The sequence below is a fragment of the Mycobacterium ostraviense genome, from assembly GCF_002705925.1.
Lineage (GTDB): Bacteria > Actinomycetota > Actinomycetes > Mycobacteriales > Mycobacteriaceae > Mycobacterium > Mycobacterium ostraviense.
Genome location: NZ_NKRE01000001.1, coordinates 644084 through 664392, shown reverse-complemented (window position 1 = coordinate 664392; position 20309 = coordinate 644084). Strand labels below are relative to the sequence as shown.

The window sequence follows — 20309 nt, the reverse complement described above, 5'->3', positions numbered from 1 at the left end:
ATCGCTAGGGCGATCCGTTGGTTCCGTTGGCGCCACCAAGGATGCCGCCGGTGCCGCCGGTGCCGCCAGTGCCACCGTTGACGCCGTTGCCGCCGTTACCGCCGAAGCCGTACAGCGTCGGCGTGAAGGCGCCGTTGTTGACGAGGCCGACGCTGCCGCCGTTGCCGCCGTTGGCAGGACCGCCTGTGCCCTGGCCGGCGTTGCCGCCGTTGCCAGCGAAGTTGATGGCGAGGAAGCCGCCGGCGTCGCCCCCGGCACCGCCATTGCCGCCGGTGCCCGTGACACTGTCGCCGCCAAATCCGCCGACACCGCCGACGCCTAGGCCGGTGAACGCCACGCCCTGGCCGGCCTGGCCGCCGGCGCCGCCGGTAATCACCCCGAACCCACCCTGGCCGCCGCCGCCGCCGATGCCCGCACCGACGAGCGCGGCCGCCTCGCCGCCCTGGCCGCCGGCGCCACCGGCGTTGCCGGCACCGCCGAGGCCACCGAAACCGCCGACGCTGACGCCGGCGAGTGTGCCCGCCACGCCGCCCGCGCCGCCGGCACCGCCCTTCGAGATGCCGTAGCCACCGAGGCCGCCGCCACCGCCTTGCCCGTAGCCGAAGACGGCGCCGCCGGCGCCGCCGGCGCCACCGTCACCACCGACACCGGTGGCGCCGGTGGCGGCGCCCCCGGCGCCACCGTTGCCGCCAAGGCCGAACAGACGACCCCCACCGACGCCGCCGGCACCGCCGTCGCCGCCGACACCGGTGGCGCCGGCGGCAGTGCCCCCGGCGCCACCGTCACCGCCGATACCGAACAGCAGACCCTGTCCCTGGCCGCCGCTTCCGCCGTTGCCGCCGGTCAATCCTGTGCCGCCGGCGCCGCCGTCACCGCCGGCAGTGCCGAGGGACACGAGTGAGCCGGCGGCGCCGCCGGCTCCGCCGACTCCGCCGGTACCCGAGGGAGCGGCCCCGCCGGCGCCGCCGTGGCCGCCCCAGCCCAACAACGGCGCATTTCCGCCAGCCCCGCCGGCACCACCCGTCCCGCCAACAGTGGCGGTCGCGCCGCCGGCGCCGCCGGCGCCGCCGTTGCCGATCAGCCAACCGCCGGTGCCGCCGGCCCCACCGGCGGCACCGGCTCCGCCGGCCCCACCGCTGCCGCCGTTGCCGATCAGGCCCGCAGAACCCCCCGCACCGCCGGGCTGCCCGGCCGTCGTCTGGGAAAAACCGTTGCCACCATTGCCGTACAAAATGCCACCGGCACCCCCGTTGGGACTCGTCGCCGTCCCGTCCGCGCCATTGCCTATGAACGGCCGCCCGAACAACGTCTGGGCAGGCGCGTTGATGGCGCCCAACAGGCTCTGCTCCAACGTCTGCAGCGGCGTGACATTGGCCGCCTCGGCGCCCGCATATGCTCCACTGGCCGCATTCAACGTTTGGACAAAACTCTGATGAAGCTGCGCGGCCTGGGCGCTCACCGACTGATACTGCGTGGCGTAGCCGTTGAACAGCGCCGTAATCGCCTGCGACACCTCATCGGCACCGGCAGCTAGCACTCCGGTTGTGGACGACGCTGCCGCGGCGTTTGCCGCACCGAGCGACGAACCGATGTTGGCCGCATCCTGCGCCGCCGTTGTCAGAAACTCCGGAACTGCGAACACAAACGACATCGAACCCCTTCCGAACCCGGTTACGTGACATACGCCACAGCTGTAAGCAATGCCGGAGGTAATTGTCGACACTTTGGCAACTGTTGTCAGCGGTTTCTACAGATCGAGCGGTCATCGCGCGCCCGGGCGTTACATCGCCAGAGCGTCGGGGTACCCAAGCCGGTACCTAACGAGGAGGCTGCCATGAAGCACACAGAAGACCGCCCCGCGACGCTGCGGATGCCGCGCTCCCGCGGCGTGGTGACCGGATTGCTCCTAGTGATTCTGGGCGCCTGGGGTGCGCTGATTCCGTTCATCGGTCCCAGATTCGATTTCGCCTACACGCCGGGTCAGGCGTGGACCGCCGCGCGGGGCTGGCTTGAGGTGTTGCCGGGTGTCGCCGCGGCGGTCGGGGGTCTGCTGCTGATCATTTCCGGCAATCGCGCCATCGCGATGCTCGGCGGCTGGCTGGCCGCTCTCGCCGGTGCATGGTTCGTGGTCGGCACCCAGTTCGCCCCGCTGTTGCGGATCGGCTCGGTGGGTGATCCGGTTGCCGTGACGGATCGCAAGCGCGCCGTGTTGGAGCTCGCTTACTTCTCCGGCCTGGGGGTGATGATCGTCTTCCTGGCCGGCGCGGTCCTGTCTCGCCTGGCGGTGCGGCTGGCCCGTGATGTCCGGCCGGTGCAGGTCATGGCGCCGGCTGAACAACCGGTCGCTGCGGCCGACGTACCCGCGGCCGGGGCGTCGCCGGAACCGTATTCGGACGCCACGTATTCCGATGCCCTCACCATGCCGCGGGCACAAAACATGCCGGCGGCGAGCAGTGAAGCCGCAAGCACCGGGCACCGCAGCCGGTTCCTGCGCCGACACCGTGCCAGTGTTTAGGCCAGCGTGTAAGCCAGCGTCAGAGCAGTCCGAGCAAGCGCAGATCACTGAGGTACTTCGCGATGATCTGCGGCGAGATGTGCGGAATATCCTTGTCCGGACCCACTTTCGCGTCCTGCACGGCCGCCCGGAACCGGTCGGTCGGCGCCATCGACCCATGCAGCGGCGGCGCCGGCTTCTGGTAGTTGTGCAGCAACGGCAGTAGCGAAGCCTGACGCTGCTTTTCGGGCAGGCCGCGCAACGCGGTCTCGAATCGCCGCAGCCAGTCGCCGTAGTCGTCGATGCGGTGGATGGCACATCCGGCCCCATTAGTCGGGGAGACGAGCCAGGCGACGAACTGGTCCATCCCGATGCCGTCGTCGTACGGGTTCATCACGTGGTAGGTCTGGAAACCCTCCCCGCCCCGGGCGCCCAGCGTCGCGATGGCCTCGGCGATGAACTCCACCGGCAAGCCGTCGTAGTGGGCACGCTGCCGGTTGCCGTCAGCGTCCAGCTCGTAGAACGAACCGGGTGCAATGCCGGTGGCCACCAGGCTCAGCATCATCCGGGTGAACATGTCCGGCACGTTGAGCTGACCCGCCCACGTGGTGTCGGCCAGGATCATGTCGCAGCGGAACACCGCGACCGGCAGCCTGCACAGATCGTGGGCCTCGCGTAGTAGCACCTCGCCGGCCCACTTGCTGTTGCCGTAGCCGTTGGCGTAGCTGTCGTTGATCTGGCGGGTCGCGCTGATTCGGCGGATGTCGGCGTCCTCGGTGAACGTGCCCGGCTCGATCTGATCGCCCACCCCGATGGTCGACACGTAGGTGTAGGGCTTGATCTTCGTGGTGAGCGCCAACCGGATCAGTTCGGCGGTGCCCAGCGCGTTGGGCCCGAATAGCTCGCTGTAGGGCAGCACGTGGTTGACCAGAGCGGCCGGGTCGACGATCAGGTCGACGGTGTCGGCCAGCCGCTGCCAGGTCGCCGGGTCCAGCCCGAGGTTGGCCTCGCCCTTGTCGGCGGCGACGACCTCCAAGTGGTCGGCTGCCAGCCGCCGGTAGTGCGCCAGCAGCTCGGGGTCTCCGCTGTCGAACGTCTTGTCCAGGCGTGCCCGGGCATCCTCATCCGACTTCGCCCGCACCAGGGCGATCACCTTGCCGTCGACCAGGTCCATGCGCTCCAGCCAGTCCAGCGCCAGGTAGCGGCCCAAAAAGCCGGTCGCTCCGGTCAACAGGACGGTGCGCACCTCGGCGCTCGGGCGCGGCAGCGCCGGCGCGGCCGCCAGGGTGGATGCGTCGATTAACTTGTCCAGGGTGAGGTCACTCGCGTGCACCTCTAGCGTGTCCCGGCCGTGGATCACGGCGAACGTGGGCCGCTTGCTGCCCTGCCGCTCGCCCTCGATGTAGTCGGCGATCGCCGCCAGGTCGCTGGCGGGGCTGACGATCACACCCACCGGCACGTCGACGTCGAAGATCTCGCGCAGCAGGTTGCCGAATGTCAACGCGGACAACGAGTCTCCACCCAGCTCGGTGAAGTGCGCGTCGGGCGACAGGTCGGTGCTCGCCGCGCCCAGCAGCGCGCCCGCCGCCCGGCTCACCGTTTCCAGTACCGGCGCGTCGGCCCCGCTGCGCCGCAGCTCGCTCAACTCGGTGGCCTGGCTCGCGGCCAGCTCGGTGTAAAGCTGTTCCAGCCGCTCGCCGTAGTGCTGCTTCAGCTTCGGCCACGCCAGCTTGCGGATACCGGTGAGCAGACCGTTCTCCAGCGTGAATGGTGTTGTCTCGATGATGAAGTCGCGCGGCACCTCATAGGACTGCAGGCCTGCCTCTTTTGCCACGGTCTGCAGCGAGTCGGCGATCAGTGGCTTCAAGGCCGCTATGTCAGTGCCCGCCAAGCCCGCCAACGCTTCTTCGGTGGGGACCACGACGGCCAACAGGTAGGGATGCGCGCTGTTGCCGTAGACGTAGATCTGCCGCACCAGGGGACTGGTGCCGAACGCCGCCTCCAGCTTGGCGACGGTCACGAACTCGCCCTGGGCGAGCTTCAACACGTTGTTGCGGCGGTCCACGTACACCAGTCGGTCCGGAGCGACCTCGGCCACGACGTCTCCGGTCCGGTAGTAGCCATCCGCGTCGAATACGCCGGCGGTAACCTCCGGCCGCTTGTAATAGCCAGGGAACATGTTCTCGGTCTTGAGCAGCAACTCGCCCCGGGGATACGGCTGGTCGGTGCTGAAGTAGCCCAGATCGGGAACGTCGACCAGCTTGTAGTCGATCACCGGCGGGCGCTGAACCTCGCCGTCGAACAAGACCATTCCGGCCTCGGTGGAGCCGTAACCGTCGAGCAGCGGGATCTCCAGCAGCGCTTCCACCCAGGTCCGCAACTCCGGGGAGATGGGTGCCGAGCCGGTCATCGCGAAGATGTAGCGCCCACCCAGCAGGTCGTAGCGCTGCTCGGCCATGATCTGGGCTTCGACGGCTTCGCGGGCGGCAGGGTCACCGAGATCAACCGCGCGCTGGTCGACCGCGCGCTGGTATTCGCCGTACAAGGTCTCCCAGATCCGCGGCACGAAATTCAGCTCGGTGGGCCGCACCAACCGGAGGTCCTCCAGCAGCGTCGAGAGGTCACTCCTGGCCGCGAAGTACGCGGTCCCGCCGTTGCCCAAGGTTCCGTAGAGGATTCCGCGTCCCATGATGTGGCTCATCGGCATGAAGTTGAGGGTGATCGACGCCGCGGTGGGCCCGAACCAGTTTTTGCTCGACCGACGCCACATCTTGCCGACGTTGCTCTGTCGATACATGGCACCTTTGGGTGCGCCGGTGCTGCCGGAGGTGTAGATCAGCAGCGCCAGCGAATCGTCGACGCCCGGCGCCGCGAGCGGCTGGACAACCGACCCCGCAGGCAGCGTTGCGCCGCGGTCCAGGACATCCTGCAGGGTCTGGACCACCACCGCCGTGTCCGCCAGCTGCTCCCGGGCCGAGTCGAGCGCCTCGCGCTGGTCGTCCACCTCGGGGTGGTAGTCGAAGACCACCAGCTTGGCCGGAAGATGGCCGCTCAACAGCACCCCCACCGCATCCGACAGCTGATTGACACTTGCCGCCATCACGGTGGGCTCGGTCTCGGCCACGATCGGCTGCAGCTGGGTGACCGCCGCACTGGTCTGCAGCGGCACCGACACCGCCCCGATCATCGCCAGCGCCATGTCGATGGTGGTGTAGTCGAGGCTGTTGAAGCCCAGCACGCAGACCCGGTCGCCGGGGTGCACCGAGTCATGGGTCAGGGCGCGCGCCAGCGCATCGACCCGGTTGCCGAGCTGACGGTAGGTGATGGTCTCGAAGCGGAGGAGCAGCCGCAGCGAGGTGCGGCCGGTCTGGGCGTCGGTGAGGCACTCGACGGCGCGCTGTCCGAGCGCCGGCCGGTCGGCGTAGCCCTGCAGCGCGGTCTGGATGATCTCCGGCAGGCTCAGGCCGGGCCTTTCCAGGGCGGCGGCGATTGCCGGGTCCGGCTTGGCGGCGGCGAACTGTGCGTCGTCGTGGATCAGGGTGTCGATGCGGCGTTCGAGGCGCTCGTCACGAGCAGTAGTCGACATGACAGTTCCTTGCGGTCACTGAGGCGAAAAGATTGTTCGCGCCACGCTGCGCTGAGCCACTAGAACGTTAGCGAAACTAACGGTATTCCACAACGGTCAGCGTCCGCCCGCAATGTGAGATGGCGCACGTCGGTAGGCGATGTTACCGGCGCGCTTCGTCGGGATCGAGACTGTCGAGCAGTCGTTGCATGGTGTCACACATGTGCGCGAAGTCGCCGCTGCCGACCAGCTCTGACCATCGCGCCTCGATGTCGGCGACCCGCTCACCCGCGTCGGCAAGCAACCGCTGTCCGCGGTCGGTGAGGTCGATCAGCCTGGCCCGCCCGTCGCCCGGATCGGCCCGCCTGGAAAGGTATCCCAACGCGCACAGATCGTTCACCAGCTCCGAGGTCGCCGCGAGACTGAGCTGTGCGCGGGCGGCCAGTTCGGTGAGCCGGACACCGCCGGTGCCGATATTGCCGAAGATCTGCAGGTGCGGATCACGCACATCGCCGTAGCCGCGCGCCGCGCGGGGTCGGGCCAGCTCGCGGCGAAATTGCCGGGTCAATCGCACCAACAACTGACCCACTGCCTGCCGGTCCGCAGGCAATTCCGTTGACGCCGCCATACCCGAGGAGGATTCTACGGTTGCCGAAGTTTCGGCTCCTGGATTCCCGATCATGGACGCCGCTGACGGACGCTCTGGACATGCTGGCGCCGCACCGCGCCGTGGTCACCGTCCACGGGCCGTCGCACGGACGCAGCGAACCGCTGCGCCGCGACTTCACGTTCGACGAATGCACCAGCGCCGCGGGCGAGGTCCTCGACGGGCTCGCCATCGCCGAACCGGTCGACTGGGTCGGCAACGCGTGGGGCGGACACGTCGGCATCCTGCTGGCCGCCACCCAACCGCGGCGGATTCGCACCTTGACCACCATCGGCACCCCGGTGCCGGCGCTGAGCGCCCGGTTCCGCTGGACCAAGGCCTGGCCGTTGGTGGCGCTGTATCGGTAGTCGGGGCCGACGCGGTTTCTGTGCGGGGCGCTTTCCGATGCTCTGCTGGGGCTCAGGAGGTTATCGATGCATTCCGTCGCGCCGACCGCTCCGGCATGTTGCACGCGATGCGCTCGATGATGCTGAAGCGGCCCGACCTGAGCGACTATCTGCCGCGGGTCGCCGCGCCCACCCTGATGCTGGCCGCCCGCGACGACGACGAAGGCTGGCCGCTGCAGCAGACCGAGGCTGCCTGCGCCACCATGCCCAACGCCCGCGCCGGCGTGCCGTCCGGCAGCGCGAGGGTGGCGCCGCTGCTGCTGGACGCCGAGCTGATCGCGCGAACCCTGCTCGGCTTCTGGTCAGAGGTCGCCCAGGATCCCGCACATGATGTCGAGGCCTTCGGCCAGTAGCTCATCGGTGATGGTCAGCGGCGGCAGCAGCCGGATGATGTTGCCGAACATGCCGCAGGTCAACACGATCACCCCGGCGCGGTGGGCTGCGGCGGCCAGTTTCTCGGTCAGCTCCGCGTCGGGCTCGGCGGTTCCGGACTTCACCAGTTCGACGGCGATCATGGCGCCGCGGCCGCGCACGTCGCCGACCCGGTCGTCGGCCGCCTGCAGCCGCAACAACCGGTCCATGATCAGCTGCTCGATCTGCCGGGCCCGCTCGACCAGGCCGTCGCGTTCAATGGTTTCGATGGTGGCCAGCGCGGCCGCACACGCGACCGGGTTGCCGCCGAACGTGCCGCCCACACCGCTGGCGTGCGGTGCATCCATGATCTCGGCCCGACCGGTCACCGCGGACAGCGGCAGGCCGTCGGCGATACCCTTGGCGGTGACGATCAGGTCCGGCTCCAGGCCGTCGGGGCCCTCGTGCTCGCAGGCGAACATCGCGCCGGTGCGGGCAAAGCCGGTTTGCACCTCGTCGGCGACGAAGACCACGTCGTTGGCGCGGCACCAGTCCAGCAACGCGGGCAGGAACCCGTCGGCGGGAACGATGAAACCGCCCTCGCCCTGGATGGGCTCGATGATGACGGCGGCCAAGTTGCTGGCGCCCACCTGCTTGTCGATGACGCTGATCGTCCGGGCGGCGGCCAGTTCACCGTCGGTGGCCAGCTCCTTGTCGAGCAGCCCGTCGCGGTAGGGGTAGGACAGCGGTGCCCGGTAGATCTCCGGAGCGAACGGGCCGAAGCCGCTCTTGTAGGGCATGGACTTGGCGGTTAGCGCCATCGTCATGTTGGTGCGGCCGTGATACGCATGGTCGAACGCGACCACCGCGGGCTTGCGGGTGTAGGCGCGGGCGATCTTGATGGCGTTCTCGACTCCCTCGGCGCCGGAGTTGAACAACGCCGAGCGCTTCTCGCCGGAGCCCGGGGTGATCCGGTTGAGTTGTTCGGCGACCGCCACGTACTGCTCGTAAGGCGTCACCATGAAGCAGGTGTGGGTGAACTCGGCCACCTGCTCGCGCACCGCGTCCACGACCTGGGGAGCGGAATTGCCGATCGTGGTGACCGCGATCCCGGAACCCAGGTCGATGAGCCGGTTGCCGTCGGCGTCCTCGAGGATTCCCCCGCCGGCGCGGACGACGAACACCGGCAGCATGACCCCTACGCCACTGGACACCGCCGCGACCCGCCGTCTGTTCAGTTCCAGCGATGCGGGACCCGGGATTTCGGTGACCAGGTGGCGTGTCTGCTCGAGGCTGGCCACGCATCCTCCTCTCCCCGCGGCGCGGCGGTCACGTCGCGGGTAAAGCCTATCGGTTTGCCGCGGCGGTGCGGCCCTGCCAGCCCGGTCCGTTCGCGACCTGCGGGAATGGCAGACTGGACGGTTACGAGGCGCGCGAGCTTCCGAGTCGAGTTCGGCGCCGCCCTCGAAATGTCGAGGGATACCGGATACGAAAGACAGGCGTGTTGATGGAGAGTTTGGTCTTATTCCTGCCGTTCCTGCTCATCATGGGCGGGTTCATGTATTTCGCGTCGCGGCGTCAGCGGCGCGCCATGCAAGCCACCATCGACCTGCACGAGTCGCTGGAGCCGGGGGACCGGGTGCACACCACGTCCGGGCTGGAAGCCACCGTCGTGGGCATCACCGACGACACCGTCGACCTCGAGATTGCCCCTGGCGTGGTGACCACGTGGATGAAGCTGGCAATCCGCGACCGGATCCTGCCGGACACCGACGAGGACCTGGACGAAGACACCGACGAGGACCTGGACGAGGAACCGGCCCAACCGGACGACGACGAGCAGGTACCGGCCGGCGACGAGAGCCGAGCGACCAAGGAGTCCTGAGGATTCCCGGCCGGACTGCCGACCAGACCGACAAGCCCGGTTGCGCGACGTGCCCCGTAGCGCCACGTAGGCTCTGTTGGGGGTAAGAACCGACTTTCAAGGAGACATACGGAACGTGGCATCGTCTTCGGCGCCGGTGCATCCTGCCCGCTACCTGTCCGTGTTCCTGGTGTTACTCATCGGCGTTTACCTGCTGGTGTTCCTCACCGGCGACAAGAAGGCCGCCCCGAAACTGGGCATCGACCTACAGGGCGGCACCCGCGTCACGTTGACCGCGCGTACCCCCGACGGCTCGGCGCCGAGTCGACAGGCGTTGAACCAGGCTCAGCAGATCATCAGCGCCCGGGTCAATGGTCTTGGCGTGTCGGGCTCCGAGGTCGTCGTGGACGGCGACAACCTGGTCATCACCGTGCCCGGAAACGACGGCAACGAGGCCCGCAACCTCGGCCAGACCGCCCGGCTCTACATCCGCCCGGTGCTCAACTCGATGCCGGCGCAGCCCGCTCAGGAAGAGCCCAAGCCCCAGCCGCCGGCGGGAACCCCGCAACCCGGCCAGCCCCAGCCGCCGGCTGCGCCGCCATCGGGTGCCCCGGCTGCGCCGCCATCGGGCGCCCCGGCGCAACCGCGGCCCTACCCACAGGAGCCGCCGCCGTCACCGGCTCCCGCCCCCAGTCCGAGCGGCAGCCCCGCTCCGCCGACCGCCGGCGGGGCCCCGCCCGCCGACCTGCCGCCCGGTGAGCAGCCGGCACCCCCGGATCCGCGCAAGGACCTGGCCGAGCGCATCGCGCAGGAGAAGAAGTGGCGGCAGAGCACCAGCCCCTACATCCAGATGGTCGCCCTGCAATTCGAGGCCACCCGCTGCGACAAAGAGGACATCCTGGCCGGCAATGACGACCCCAAGCTGCCGCTGGTGACCTGCTCGACCGACCACAAGACCGCTTATCTGTTGGAGCCGTCGATCATCAGCGGCGACCAGATTCAAGACGCCAGCTTCGGGATGGACCAGCGAGGCGTCGGCTACGTCGTCGATCTGCAATTCAAGAGTGGGGCGGCCGACGAGTGGGCCCGCTACACCGCGGCCCACCTGGGCAAACAGACCGCCTTCACCCTGGACTCGCAGGTCGTCAGCGCGCCGCAGATTCTCGAACCGATACCCGGCGGCCGGACCCAGATCAGCGGGGGAGATCCGCCGTTCACCGCGGCAACCGCGCGCCAGCTCGCCAACGTCCTGAAATACGGGTCGCTGCCGCTGTCCTTCGAATCCTCGGAGGCCCAAACGGTTTCGGCGACACTGGGTTTGACGTCGCTGCGAGCGGGCCTGATCGCCGGCGGAATCGGTCTGGTGTTGGTGCTGGTCTATTCGCTGCTGTACTACCGGGTGCTGGGCGTGCTGACGGCGCTGTCGCTGGTGTCCTCGGGTGCAATGGTTTTCGCGATCCTGGTGCTGCTCGGCCGCTATATCAACTACACGCTCGACCTGGCGGGTATCGCGGGTCTGATCATCGGTATCGGTACCACCGCCGACTCGTTCGTGGTGTTCTTCGAACGCATCAAAGACGAGATCCGCGAAGGCCGTTCGTTCCGATCGGCGGTTCCGCGCGGTTGGGCCCGGGCCCGCAAGACGATCGTGTCGGGCAACGCGGTCACCTTCCTTGCCGCTGCCGTGCTGTACTTCCTGGCGATCGGACAGGTGAAGGGATTCGCATTCACCCTGGGCCTCACCACGATCTTGGACCTGGTGGTGGTGTTCCTGGTCACCTGGCCGCTGGTGTACCTGGCCTCCAAGTCTTCGACGCTGGCCAAGCCGGCATACAACGGACTGGGAGCGGTGCAGCAGGTCGCGCGCGAGCGCCGGGCTCAAGCGGGTGCCGCCAAGACGGGACGGGGATAACGCGATGGCGTCCAAGACCAAGACCAAGACCGAAACCGAAACCGGCGACGCGGCCCAAGGTGCGGTAGAGCTCAGCGGCTTGGACCCCGACCGGGCCACCGGCGGAGTGCAGCACAGCTTTTTGTCCCGGCTCTACACCGGCACGGGCGCGTTCGAGGTGGTGGGACGCCGCAAGCTCTGGTACGGCGTCAGCGGCGCGATCGTCGCGATCGCCATCTTGAGCATCATCGTGCGCGGGTTCACTTTCGGGATCGATTTCAAGGGCGGCACGACGGTGTCGTTCCCCCGTGGCGACGTGAAAGTGACCGAGGTCGAAGAGGTGTTCCACAAGACCCTGGGCAGCGATCCCGAATCGGTGGTGACCGTCGGCAAGGGAGCCTCGGCGACGGTGCAGATCCGCTCCAAGACCTTGTCCAACGCCCAGACGGAAAAGCTGCGCGACGCCCTGTTCGACGCGTTCCACCCCCAAGGCGCCGACGGCAAACCCAGCAAGAAGGCCATCAGCGATGCGGCGGTATCCGAGACGTGGGGCGACCAGATCACCAAGAAGGCGGTGATAGCGCTGGTGGTGTTCCTGGTGCTGGTCGCCATCTACATCACCGTGCGCTACGAGCGGTACATGACCATCTCCGCCATAGCGGCCATGGTCTTCGACCTGACGGTCACCGCCGGCGTCTATGCGCTAGTGGGCTTCGAAGTCACCCCGGCAACCGTCATCGGGCTGCTGACGATTCTCGGGTTCTCGATCTATGACACCGTCATCGTGTTCGACAAGGTCGAAGAAAACACCAACGGCTTCCAGCACACCACCCGGCGCACCTTCGCCGAGCAGGCCAACCTCGCGGTCAACCAGACCTTCATGCGGTCGATCAACACCAGCCTGATCTCGGTGCTGCCGGTGGTGGCGCTGATGGTGGTGGCGGTGTGGCTGCTGGGCGTGGGCACGCTGAAGGACCTGGCACTGGTACAGCTGATCGGCATCATCGTCGGGACCTACTCGTCGATCTTCTTCGCAACGCCGTTGCTGGTCACCTTGCGGGAACGCACCGACCTGGTACGCACTCATACGCGCCGGGTGCTCAAACGCCGCGGTGCCGCCTCGCCGGCGGCTGCCGAGCAAGGCGAGGACACCGCCGCGGAACTGACGGAATCCGCCGCTGTCGAGGCGCCACCACAGGCATCCGGGCGTCCACAGCAGGCGGACAGCAAGCCGGCGGCATCGACCAAGCCGGCACCGGGTGCCCGGCCGGTGCGGCCCACCGGCACCAAGCAACGTCCGACCGGCAAGCGAAACGCCGGTCGGCGGTAGGAGTCATGGCCACCTGGCGCCGCCGCGGCGGAGGCAATTTCCGCCAGTGGTCCGCATTGCGGAAAGCCTTGCGCGGCAACGCCGTCGGGATGACCGCTGGTACCGCTGCGACGGTGGCGGTGGCCGCCACGCTGACCGCCTGTTCGGGGAGTGCTGCCGGTCAGATCGATTACGTCGTCGACGGTGCGCTGCCGACCTACAACACCAACACCGTCATCGGCGCCGCCTCTGCCGGAGCGCAGGCGTTTGCCCGGGTGCTCACCGGCTTCGGCTATCACGGGCCCGACGGTCAGGTGGTCGCCGACCACGACTTCGGCACCATCTCGGTGGTGGGCGGCTCGCCGCTGGTGCTCGACTATCAGATCGCCGACAACGCCGTCTATTCCGACGGTAAGCCGGTCACCTGCGACGACCTGGTATTGAGCTGGGCCGCCCAATCCGGGCGCTTTCCCGGTTTCGACGCGGCTACGCAGGCCGGCTACATCGACATTGCCAATATCGAGTGCACGCCGGGGCAAAAGAAGGCCCGGGTGTCGTTCATCCCGGATCGGGGAGTCGTCGACTACACCCAGCTGTTCGGCGCCACGTCGCTGATGCCGTCGCACGTGATCGCCGAGCAGCTCAACGTCGATGTCACCGCGGCGCTGCTCACCAACAAGGTGTCTGTGGTGGAACAGATTGCGCGACTGTGGAATACGACGTGGGACCTCAAGCGCGGCCTCAAACCCGACGAGATTTCGAAGCACTTCCCGTCATCGGGTCCGTACAAGATCGAATCCGTCCTCGATGGTGGCGCGGTGGTGCTTGTCACCAATGACCGTTGGTGGGGCGCCAAGGCGATCACCAAGCGGGTCACCGTCTGGCCGCAGGGAGCCGATATCCAGGATCGGGTCAACAACCGCAACGTCGACGTGGTGGACGTGGCGGCCGGATCGTCAGGGGCGCTGGCCACTCCGGACAACTATCAGCGCGTCGATTCGCCGTCCGACGGGATAGAACAACTGATCTTCGCGCCGCGGGGGCCGCTGGCCGACGTCCGCGCGCGTCGTGCCGTCGCCCTGTGTACGCCGCGCGAGGCGATCGCCCGGGATGCCGGGGTTGCGATCGCCAACTCACGTCTGTCCCCGGCCACCGAGGATGCCGTTGCCGAGGCCGACGGCGCGGCCGAGGCTAGTCAGTTCATCAAGGGTGATCCCGCCGCCGCCCGCGATGCGCTGGGGGGCTCGCCACTGTCCGTGCGGATCGGTTACCGCGGTCCCAATGCGCGGTTGGCGGCCATCGTCGGGGCCATCGCCAAGTCCTGCGCGCCGGCCGGGATCACCGTTGCCGATGTGACGTTGGACACGTCGGGTCCACAGGCCCTGCGGGACGGGAAAATCGATGTGCTGCTGGCCAGCACGGGTGGGGCAACCGGCAGCGGGTCCACCGGATCGTCGGCGATGGACGCCTATGACCTGCACAGCGGCAACGGGAACAACCTGTCGGGCTACGCCAATCCGCAGATCGACAACATCATCGGGGCGCTGGCGGTTTCCGCCGACCCCGCCGAGCGTGTCAGGTTGCTCGCCGAGGCGGCGCCGGTACTGTGGGCTGAGATGCCGACGTTGCCATTGTGTCGGCAGCAGCGCACGTTGTTGATGTCGAAAAAGATGTATGCCGTGAGCAGAAATCCGACCCGCTGGGGTGCGGGCTGGAATATGGACCGATGGGCGCTAGTGCAATGAGGCTGCAGTGATGACTGTCAGGGGGAGCGCTCCCGTCGCCGACGTGATCGCGTCGCTGACCCGTGATGTCGCGGATTTTCCGACGCCCGGAATCCAGTTCAAGGACCTCACCGCGCTGTTCGCGGACCGCGAGGCGATGGGCGCGGTGATCGACGCGCTGGCTGATGTCGCCGCCGGTGCGGATTTGGTCGCCGGCATCGAATCGCGTGGTTCCGTGGTCGCGGCGGCCCTCGCCGCGCGGCTGGGCACCGGCGTGTTGTCGATCCGCAAGAGCGGCAAGCTGCCGCCGCCGGTGCTCACCGAGGAGTATGACCGGGAATACGGCGCGGCCAGCATGGAGATTCCCGCCGACAGCCTGGAGTTGCGGGGCCGCAACGTCGTGCTCATCGACGACGTGCTGGCTACCGGCGGAACCCTCAGCGCGGCAACACGGTTGCTCGAGCGCACCGGTGCCATGGTGACCGGGGTGGCCGTGGTCGTCGAACTCACGGCGCTGGGTGGGCGTGCGGCGATCGCACCGTTGCCGGTGCACAGCTTGAGCCAGGTCTAGCTCAGCGGCCCGAGGACAGGCCCTCTACCACGATTCAGGGGATATCCTCGAGGTCGGAGGTGACGACTGTGGCGGATGACCAAAACGCAGCGCAAGCTGTTGCGTCGCCGATCGAAGCGCCGCCGGTCGTCGAAACGCCTGAGTCGTCGCCGGTCGAGACCCTCAAGACCAGCAGCAGCGCTTCTCGTCGGGTCCGGGCCCGGCTGGCACGGCGGATGACCGCTCGCAGCGGCGCCATCAACCCGGTGCTCGAGCCGCTGGTGGCGGTGCACCGGGAGATCTACCCCAAGGCCGACCTGTCGATGCTGCAACGGGCCTACGAGGTCGCCGATCAACGACATGCCGGCCAGTTCCGGCACTCCGGAGATCCCTACATCACCCACCCGCTGGCCGTCGCCAACATTCTCGCCGAGCTGGGTATGGACACCACCACCCTGGTGGCCGCACTGCTGCACGACACCGTCGAAGACACCGGCTACACCCTCGAAGCACTGTCCGAGGATTTCGGCGAAGAGGTGGGCCATCTCGTCGACGGGGTGACCAAACTGGACCGCGTCGTGCTCGGCAGCGCCGCCGAAGGTGAGACCATCCGCAAGATGATCATCGCGATGGCGCGCGATCCGCGCGTGCTGGTGATCAAGGTGGCCGACCGGCTGCACAACATGCGCACCATGCGCTTCCTGCCGCCGGAGAAGCAGGCCCGCAAGGCCCGCGAAACGTTGGAAGTCATTGCGCCGCTTGCACATCGGCTGGGTATGGCCAGCGTGAAGTGGGAATTGGAAGACCTCTCGTTCGCGATCCTGCATCCCAAGAAATACGAGGAGATCGTGCGGCTGGTCGCCGGCCGCGCCCCGTCGCGAGACACCTACCTGGCCAAGGTCCGCACCGAGATCATCAACACCCTGGGCGCCTCGAAAATCAAGGCGACCGTTGAAGGTAGGCCGAAACATTACTGGTCGATTTACCAGAAGATGATCGTCAAGGGCCGCGACTTCGACGACATCCACGATCTGGTTGGCATTCGCATCCTGTGCGACGAGATCCGGGACTGTTATGCCGCTGTGGGCGTGGTGCATTCGTTGTGGCAGCCGATGGCCGGACGTTTCAAGGACTATATCGCCCAGCCCAGATACGGGGTGTACCAGTCGTTGCACACCACTGTCGTCGGGCCCGAGGGTAAGCCGCTGGAGGTGCAGATCCGCACCCGTGACATGCACCGCACCGCCGAATACGGTATTGCCGCGCACTGGCGCTACAAGGAAGCCAAGGGCCGCAACGGTGTTCCGCATCCGCATGCCGCCGCCGAGATCGACGACATGGCCTGGATGCGTCAGCTGCTCGACTGGCAACGGGAGGCCGCCGACCCCGGCGAATTCCTGGAGTCGTTGCGTTACGACCTTGCGGTACAAGAGATCTTCGTGTTCACCCCCAAGGGCGACGTGATCACCTTGCCCACCGGGTCCACACCGGTGGACTTCGCCTACGCGGTGCACACCGAGGTTGGCCACCGCTGCATCGGCGCCCGGGTCAACGGCCGGCTGGTGGCGCTGGAACGCAAGCTGGAAAACGGCGAAGTGGTAGAGGTTTTCACGTCCAAGGCGCCCAATGCCGGGCCGTCGCGAGACTGGCAGCAGTTCGTGGTGTCACCGCGCGCCAAGACGAAGATCCGCCAATGGTTCGCCAAGGAGCGGCGTGAGGAGGCGCTGGAGGCCGGCAAAGAGGCGATGACGCGCGAGGTGCGCCGCGGCGGACTTCCGTTGCAGCGCTTGGTCAATGGCGAGTCCATGGCGGCCGTGGCCCGCGAACTGCACTACGCGGACGTGTCGGCGCTCTACACCGCGATCGGTGAGGGCCGTGTATCGGCCAAGCACGTCGTGCAGCGGCTGCTGGCCGAGCTCGGCGGGATCGACCAGGCCGAGGAGGAGCTTGCCGAGCGGTCCACGCCCACCACGATGCCGCGCCGCCAGCGCAGCAGCGACGACGTCGGGGTGTCGGTGCCCGGTGCCCCGGGTGTGCTGACGAAGCTGGCCAAGTGCTGCACCCCGGTGCCGGGAGACCAGATCATGGGGTTCGTCACCCGCGGCGGCGGCGTCAGCGTGCACCGCACCGACTGCACCAATGCCACGTCGTTGCAGCAGCAGGCCGAGCGCATCATCGAAGTGCTCTGGGCGCCGTCGCCGACGTCGGTGTTCCTGGTCGCCATCCAGGTCGAGGCGCTCGACCGGCACCGGCTGCTGTCGGACATCACCCGAGTGCTCGCCGACGAGAAGGTCAACATCCTGTCCGCGTCGGTCACGACTTCGGGTGACCGGGTGGCGATCAGCCGGTTCACCTTCGAGATGGGTGATCCCAAGCATCTCGGCCATCTGCTCAACGTTGTCCGCAATGTCGAAGGCGTCTACGACGTGTACCGGGTGACTTCCGCTGCTTAGAAGCGTCCAGGACCCACGCAATTCGGGTGCCGAGTCTGCGCTCACGGCGCCGAACCTGCGTCCACGGTGCTAGATCGCGCAAATATCAAGCGCTCAGCGCAGTCTCGGCAAGCGCCTGTTCGAGCCGGCGCGACAGCCAGCAGATGGGCCGGGCTGCTCCGGGGTTATCGCTAGTCGAGCAGCAACGACTTGATGACGACGTCGAGGGCGGGCGGGCCGTCCTCACCGCCGCCGGCGACACCGGCCTCGGCGATCTTGTCCAGGGTGGCCAGTCCGTCGGCCTGGATGGTGCCGAAAACGGTGTACTCGGGCGGCAGCGCCGAGTCGCGATACACCATGAAGAATTGGCTGCTGTTGGTGTCGGGTCCCGCGTTGGCCATGGCCAGGGTGCCCCGCGGGTAGATGACCGGCTCCTTGAGCTTGGGGTCGTTCGGCGGGTACTGGTTGGTCGGGTATTCGTTGGCGAACTGATAGCCCGGCCCGCCGGTGCCGTCACCCTTGGGATCACCACACTGCAGCACCGACAGCGACGGCGACGTGGTCAGCCGATGGCATTTGGTGTCTTTGAAGAAGCCCTGCTGGGCCAGGCTGGCGAAGCTGTTGACGGTGCACGGTGACTCGTTGTTGGCCAGCATCAGGCCGACCTTGCCTTGGCTGGTCATCATGCTGGCGCTGATTTGAGCCGGCTCGGTGGGCACCTTGCCGGTGCGCGGCGGCTTGGCCTCTTTGGCGGCCTTGTCGGGCGACGGCGGGTACTGGCAATTGGCGCCCAGATTGGCCGGCGCCTTGAACGCCGGCATCGGCACGGCATTGCCAAGCTGCACCGGCGGCAGACCGGACGCCGAGGGCGAGCCGGACGCGGAGCTGCTGGGACTGGCTGACGTGGTCCCCTTGTGGTCGTCCTTGTTGACGAAGACGACGTACACCACCGCGGCGACCACGGCTACCGCGACAACGAAAGCCCCGACGATCGTCGCGATACGGCGCCGCTTGGCCTGCTTGGCACGGCGCTCCAGCTGGCGTTCGAGTTTGCGCTTGGCGGTGGCACGGCGCTGCTGATTGGTCGGCACGGCCGATATCTTTCCATGACGCCAGGGATGGGAGACTGGTGACCGTGTTGATCACCGGATTCCCCGCCGGGGTGCTGGCATGCAACTGCTACGTGCTGGCCGAGCGGCCCGGAACTGACGCCGTCATCGTGGACCCGGGCCAGCGTGCGCTGGGCCCGCTGCGTCGCATCCTGGACAAGAACCGGCTGACCCCCGCCGCGGTGCTGATCACCCATGGGCACATCGACCACATGTGGTCCGCCCAGAAGGTCTCCGACACCTTCGGCTGCCCCACCTACATCCACCCCGAGGACCGGTTCATGCTCACCGACCCGATCTACGGCCTGGGGCCGCGGATGGCGCAGCTGGTCGCCGGGGCGTTCTTCCGGGAGCCCAAGCAAGTCGTCGAACTGGACCGTGACGGCGACAAGATCGACCTCGGCAACGTTTCCGTCAACGTCGATCACACGCCTGGGCACACCCGCGGATCGGTGTGCTTCCGGGTGTTGCAGGCCAGCAAAGACGACCGGGACGTCGTGTTCAGCGGCGACACGCTGTTCGAGCGTTCGATCGGGCGTTCCGACCTGTTCGGCGGCAGCGGCCGCGACCTGCTGCGCTCCATCGTCGACAAGCTGCTGGTGCTCGACGACAAGACCGTGGTGCTGCCCGGCCACGGCAACGCCACCACCATCGGCGCCGAGCGGCGCTTCAACCCGTTCCTCGAAGGCCTGAGCCCGTGACCGAATTCTCGGCCCCCAAGGGAGTGCCCGACTACTATCCACCGGACTCCGCACAGTTCGTCGCGGTGCGCGACGGCCTGCTCGGTGCCGCCCGCCGGGCCGGCTACGGGTATATCGAGCTGCCGATCTTCGAGGACACGGCGCTGTTTGCCCGTGGGGTGGGTGAGTCCACCGACGTGGTGACCAAGGAAATGTACACCTTCGCCGACCGCGGCGACCGGTCGGTGACGCTGCGGCCGGAAGGCACCGCCGGAGTGGTGCGGGCGGTGATCGAACACGGACTGGACCGCGGCGCGCTGCCGGTGAAGCTGAGTTACGCCGGGCCGTTTTTCCGCTACGAGCGGCCTCAGGCCGGCCGGTATCGTCAGCTGCAGCAGGTCGGCGTGGAGGCGATCGGCGTCGACGACCCGGCGCTGGACGCCGAGGTGATCGCCGTGGCCGACGCCGGCTTCCGGTCGCTGGGCCTGCAGGGGTTCCGGCTGGAAATCACCTCGCTGGGCGATGAGACCTGTCGGCCGCAGTACCGGGAACTGTTGCAGGAGTTCCTGTTCGGGCTCGACCTCGACGAGGAAACCCGGCGCCGGGCGCAGCTGAACCCGTTGCGGGTGCTCGACGACAAGCGCCCGGCGGTGCGGGCGTTGACGGCCGAGGCGCCGGTGCTGCTCGATCACCTGTCCGGTACCGCCAAGCAGCACTTCGACACCGTGCTGTCGCACTTGGACGCGCTCGGGGTGCCTTATGTGATCAATGCGCGCATGGTGCGCGGGCTGGATTACTACACCAAGACGACGTTCGAGTTCGTCCACGACGGGTTGGGGGCGCAATCCGGTATCGGTGGCGGCGGCCGCTACGACGGCCTGATGCGCCAGCTTGGCGGGCAGGACCTGTCGGGTATCGGGTTCGGCTTGGGGGTCGACCGGACGCTGCTTGCCCTGCGCGCCGAAGGAAAGAGCGTGGGCGAGACGACCCGGTGCGACGTGTTCGGCGTGCCGCTCAGCGAGCAGGCCAAGCTGAAACTGGCGGTGCTGGCCGCGCAGTTGCGTGCCTCCGGGGTGCGTGTCGATCTGGCCTACGGTGTCCGCGGGCTCAAAGGCGCGATGCGCGCGGCCGACCGGTCCGGTGCGCGGATCGCGCTGGTCGTCGGCGATCGTGACATCGAGGCGGCCGCGGTGGGGGTGAAGGACCTCACGACCGGCGACCAGGTCTCGGTGCCGATGGATGCTGTTGTCGCCGAGGTGATTTCGCGATTGGCGCGGTAAGTTTCGA

General features: G+C 67.8%; 16 protein-coding genes. 11 read left to right on the top strand and 5 right to left on the bottom strand.

The window, feature by feature from the left end; genetic code table 11:
- Nucleotides 1-4: 4 nt before the first annotated feature.
- Nucleotides 5-1651 (bottom strand): PE family protein, encoded by a 1647-nt coding sequence (locus CDN38_RS02830; RefSeq protein WP_099318767.1) that lies wholly within the window; start codon nucleotides 1649-1651, stop codon nucleotides 5-7.
- 183 nt (nucleotides 1652-1834) lie between these two features.
- On the opposite strand from CDN38_RS02830, the gene CDN38_RS02825 reads away from it, so the two are divergent.
- Nucleotides 1835-2515, top strand: coding sequence for a hypothetical protein (locus CDN38_RS02825; protein ID WP_075511453.1), 681 nt, complete (start codon nucleotides 1835-1837; stop codon nucleotides 2513-2515).
- Between the two features lie 19 nt (nucleotides 2516-2534).
- Here the strand turns inward: CDN38_RS02825 and car are convergent, their stop codons facing one another.
- Nucleotides 2535-6080 carry a carboxylic acid reductase gene (gene car / locus CDN38_RS02820; protein WP_099318766.1) on the bottom strand — a complete coding sequence of 1182 codons (3546 nt, stop codon included), beginning with the start codon at nucleotides 6078-6080 and terminating at the stop codon, nucleotides 2535-2537.
- 142 nt (nucleotides 6081-6222) lie between these two features.
- The gene (locus CDN38_RS02815) at nucleotides 6223-6687 is read right to left on the bottom strand and encodes a MarR family winged helix-turn-helix transcriptional regulator (RefSeq protein ID WP_082277199.1); all 465 of its coding nucleotides are present in this window, start codon (nucleotides 6685-6687) and stop codon (nucleotides 6223-6225) included.
- A 20-nt stretch (nucleotides 6688-6707) separates the two neighbouring features.
- Between CDN38_RS02815 and CDN38_RS02810 the strand changes: the two genes are divergently transcribed.
- Nucleotides 6708-7073 (top strand): alpha/beta fold hydrolase, encoded by a 366-nt coding sequence (locus CDN38_RS02810; protein ID WP_075511455.1) that lies wholly within the window; start codon nucleotides 6708-6710, stop codon nucleotides 7071-7073.
- A gap of 107 nt (nucleotides 7074-7180) precedes the next feature.
- A complete protein-coding gene (locus CDN38_RS02805) occupies nucleotides 7181-7465 on the top strand; it encodes an alpha/beta fold hydrolase family protein (RefSeq protein ID WP_142361234.1) in 285 nt (94 codons plus the stop codon).
- Here the strand turns inward: CDN38_RS02805 and gabT are convergent.
- A complete protein-coding gene (gabT, locus tag CDN38_RS02800) occupies nucleotides 7415-8764 on the bottom strand; it encodes a 4-aminobutyrate--2-oxoglutarate transaminase (protein ID WP_075511457.1) in 1350 nt (449 codons plus the stop codon). The genes CDN38_RS02805 and gabT overlap by 51 nt on opposite strands.
- Before the next feature lie 206 nt (nucleotides 8765-8970).
- On the opposite strand from gabT, the gene yajC reads away from it, so the two are divergent.
- From yajC to CDN38_RS02770, 6 genes are all read left to right on the top strand, one after another.
- The gene (yajC, locus tag CDN38_RS02795) at nucleotides 8971-9348 is read left to right on the top strand and encodes a preprotein translocase subunit YajC (protein ID WP_075511483.1); all 378 of its coding nucleotides are present in this window, start codon (nucleotides 8971-8973) and stop codon (nucleotides 9346-9348) included.
- A gap of 115 nt (nucleotides 9349-9463) precedes the next feature.
- Complete coding sequence (gene secD, locus CDN38_RS02790) at nucleotides 9464-11239, top strand: protein translocase subunit SecD (protein WP_075511458.1); 1776 nt, start codon at nucleotides 9464-9466, stop codon at nucleotides 11237-11239.
- Between the two features lie 4 nt (nucleotides 11240-11243).
- Nucleotides 11244-12548, top strand: coding sequence for a protein translocase subunit SecF (secF, locus tag CDN38_RS02785; RefSeq protein ID WP_075511459.1), 1305 nt, complete (start codon nucleotides 11244-11246; stop codon nucleotides 12546-12548).
- Nucleotides 12549-12637: 89 nt separating this feature from the next.
- Complete coding sequence (locus CDN38_RS02780) at nucleotides 12638-14272, top strand: ABC transporter substrate-binding protein (protein ID WP_180276404.1); 1635 nt, start codon at nucleotides 12638-12640, stop codon at nucleotides 14270-14272.
- Between the two features lie 10 nt (nucleotides 14273-14282).
- Nucleotides 14283-14822, top strand: coding sequence for an adenine phosphoribosyltransferase (locus CDN38_RS02775; protein ID WP_075511461.1), 540 nt, complete (start codon nucleotides 14283-14285; stop codon nucleotides 14820-14822).
- 68 nt (nucleotides 14823-14890) lie between these two features.
- Nucleotides 14891-17254, top strand: a complete 2364-nt coding sequence (locus CDN38_RS02770; protein ID WP_075511484.1) for a RelA/SpoT family protein — start codon at nucleotides 14891-14893, stop codon at nucleotides 17252-17254.
- A gap of 170 nt (nucleotides 17255-17424) precedes the next feature.
- Here CDN38_RS02770 and CDN38_RS02765 read toward each other — a convergent pair whose 3' ends face one another.
- Nucleotides 17425-18324: a peptidylprolyl isomerase gene (locus CDN38_RS02765; RefSeq protein ID WP_075511462.1), complete on the bottom strand. Its 900-nt coding sequence runs from the start codon at nucleotides 18322-18324 to the stop codon at nucleotides 17425-17427.
- A 44-nt stretch (nucleotides 18325-18368) separates the two neighbouring features.
- Here CDN38_RS02765 and CDN38_RS02760 point away from each other — a divergent pair, with 44 nt between their 5' ends.
- On the top strand, nucleotides 18369-19043 hold the full coding sequence (locus tag CDN38_RS02760; RefSeq protein WP_075511485.1) for an MBL fold metallo-hydrolase: 675 nt from the start codon (nucleotides 18369-18371) through the stop codon (nucleotides 19041-19043).
- Nucleotides 19040-20302 (top strand): histidine--tRNA ligase, encoded by a 1263-nt coding sequence (gene hisS / locus CDN38_RS02755; RefSeq protein ID WP_075511463.1) that lies wholly within the window; start codon nucleotides 19040-19042, stop codon nucleotides 20300-20302. The genes CDN38_RS02760 and hisS overlap by 4 nt, the downstream gene beginning before the upstream one ends.
- Nucleotides 20303-20309: the final 7 nt, after the last annotated feature.

Bases quoted from the DNA above. Each gene is read 5' to 3' on its own strand.
- CDN38_RS02780 (WP_180276404.1), top strand. From the start codon at position 12,638: ATGACCGCTGGTACCGCTGCGACGGTGGCGGTGGCCGCCACGCTGACC.
- car (WP_099318766.1), bottom strand. From the start codon at position 6,080: ATGTCGACTACTGCTCGTGACGAGCGCCTCGAACGCCGCATCGACACC.
- CDN38_RS02775 (WP_075511461.1), top strand. From the start codon at position 14,283: ATGACTGTCAGGGGGAGCGCTCCCGTCGCCGACGTGATCGCGTCGCTG.
- yajC (WP_075511483.1), top strand. From the start codon at position 8,971: ATGGAGAGTTTGGTCTTATTCCTGCCGTTCCTGCTCATCATGGGCGGG.
- secF (WP_075511459.1), top strand. From the start codon at position 11,244: ATGGCGTCCAAGACCAAGACCAAGACCGAAACCGAAACCGGCGACGCG.
- CDN38_RS02830 (WP_099318767.1), bottom strand. From the start codon at position 1,651: ATGTCGTTTGTGTTCGCAGTTCCGGAGTTTCTGACAACGGCGGCGCAG.
- CDN38_RS02825 (WP_075511453.1), top strand. From the start codon at position 1,835: ATGAAGCACACAGAAGACCGCCCCGCGACGCTGCGGATGCCGCGCTCC.
- CDN38_RS02805 (WP_142361234.1), top strand. From the start codon at position 7,181: ATGCGCTCGATGATGCTGAAGCGGCCCGACCTGAGCGACTATCTGCCG.
- CDN38_RS02815 (WP_082277199.1), bottom strand. From the start codon at position 6,687: ATGGCGGCGTCAACGGAATTGCCTGCGGACCGGCAGGCAGTGGGTCAG.